Genomic DNA, 2,209 nt, shown 5'->3' with positions numbered 1-2,209 from the left:
ACATAAGAAGACGAGCTTCAGCTTGAGCTTCTGATGATAAAGGTACGTGAACGGCCATTTGGTCACCGTCAAAGTCCGCGTTGTATGCAGTACATACAAGTGGGTGAAGACGGATTGCGCGACCTTCTACTAATGTAGGTTCAAACGCCTGGATACCAAGACGGTGAAGTGTTGGTGCGCGGTTTAGAAGTACTGGATGTTCTTTAATCACAGACTCTAAAACGTCCCAAACTTCAGGTTGTACACGCTCGATTTTACGTTTCGCACTCTTAATGTTATGTGCTAATCCTTTTTCAACTAACTCTTTCATTACGAAAGGTTTGAACAGTTCAAGCGCCATTTCTTTTGGCAATCCACATTGATACATCTTTAAGTTCGGTCCTACAACGATTACAGAACGACCAGAGTAGTCAACACGTTTACCTAATAAGTTTTGACGGAAACGTCCTTGTTTACCTTTAAGCATGTGAGATAGTGATTTTAATGGACGGTTACCTGGCCCAGTAACTGGACGGCCACGACGACCATTATCGATTAATGCGTCTACAGCTTCTTGTAACATACGTTTTTCGTTTTGAACAATGATGCTTGGTGCACCTAAGTCCAATAGACGTTTTAAACGGTTGTTACGGTTAATTACACGACGGTATAAGTCGTTTAAGTCAGAAGTAGCAAAACGTCCACCGTCTAACTGTACCATTGGGCGTAGTTCTGGTGGGATTACTGGTAGAACATCTAAGATCATCCAAGACGGTTCATTTCCAGAGTTACGGAATGCTTCTAATACTTCTAGACGTTTAATAGCACGAGTACGGCGTTGTCCTTGTGCTGTTTTTAATTCTTCTTTTAAGAAGTCTACTTCTTTATCTAAATCGATGTCTTGTAGTAGCTTTTTAATTGCTTCTGCACCCATAGCAGCTTGGAATGTGCTACCATATCGATCACGATATGCACGGTATTCTTTTTCAGAAAGTAATTGCTTCTTATCAAGTGGTGTATCTCCACTTTCTGTTACAACATAAGAAGCGAAATAAATTACTTCTTCAAGCGCGCGAGGGGACATGTCTAAGACAAGTCCCATGCGGCTCGGGATACCTTTGAAATACCAAATATGAGATACAGGAGCAGCTAATTCGATATGACCCATACGTTCACGACGTACTTTTGCACGCGTTACTTCAACGCCACATCGATCACAAACTACACCTTTATAACGTACACGTTTGTATTTTCCGCAATGACATTCCCAGTCCTTTTGTGGTCCGAAAATACGCTCACAGAATAAGCCATCTTTTTCAGGCTTTAACGTACGATAGTTAATAGTTTCTGGTTTCTTAACTTCACCGTATGACCAAGAACGAATCTTGTCAGGTGAAGCAAGTCCAATCTTCATATATTCAAAGTTATTTACATCTATCAAGGGGCCTACCTCCCTTTTAGTCTACAGGTTATCCCAATTATTCCTTAGTTGTCTCAACTTCGACATTCAATTTATCTGCTGATTGATGATCATCGTCATCTTCTGTATCACGCATTTCAATTTCTGTATCGTCGCTAGACATCATTTTAACGTCCATACCTAAACTTTGCAGCTCTTTAATCAATACTTTGAATGATTCAGGAACGCCTGGTTCTGGAACATTTTCGCCTTTAACAATTGCTTCATAAGTCTTAACACGTCCAACAACATCATCAGACTTCACTGTTAAGATTTCTTGAAGAGTATAAGCAGCACCGTAAGCTTCAAGTGCCCAAACCTCCATCTCACCGAAACGCTGTCCACCGAACTGAGCTTTACCTCCAAGAGGTTGCTGCGTTACAAGTGAGTATGGTCCAGTAGAACGAGCATGAAGTTTATCGTCAACCATGTGCGCAAGTTTGATCATATACATGACACCAACAGATACGCGGTTATCGAATGGTTCACCAGTACGTCCGTCATACAGGATTGTTTTCGCGTCATTTGCCATACCAGCTTCTTCAATTGTGCCCCAAACATCTTCCTCACGAGCACCATCGAATACTGGTGTTGCAATGTGAATGCCAAGGTATCTTGCTGCCATACCAAGATGAAGCTCTAATACCTGACCGATATTCATACGAGATGGTACCCCTAATGGGTTTAACATGATATCGATTGGCGTACCGTCTGGTAGGTAAGGCATATCTTCTTCTGGTAAAATACGAGAAATAACACCTTTGTTACCGT

2 protein-coding genes are annotated in these 2,209 nt (G+C 41.6%); both read right to left on the bottom strand.

Annotated features, from left to right (window positions below; genetic code table 11):
• The coding region (locus ACY191_RS05865; protein WP_463269931.1) for a DNA-directed RNA polymerase subunit beta' at nt 1-1,393 on the bottom strand (1,393 nt) is incomplete at its 3' end.
• Nucleotides 1,394-1,457: 64 nt separating this feature from the next.
• Nucleotides 1,458-2,209: DNA-directed RNA polymerase subunit beta (locus ACY191_RS05860; RefSeq protein WP_463269930.1), on the bottom strand; the 752-nt coding region annotated here is incomplete at its 5' end.

Source organism: Staphylococcus sp. TCBT05, from assembly GCF_055179755.1.
This window is presented reverse-complemented; position numbering and strand designations above follow the sequence as displayed.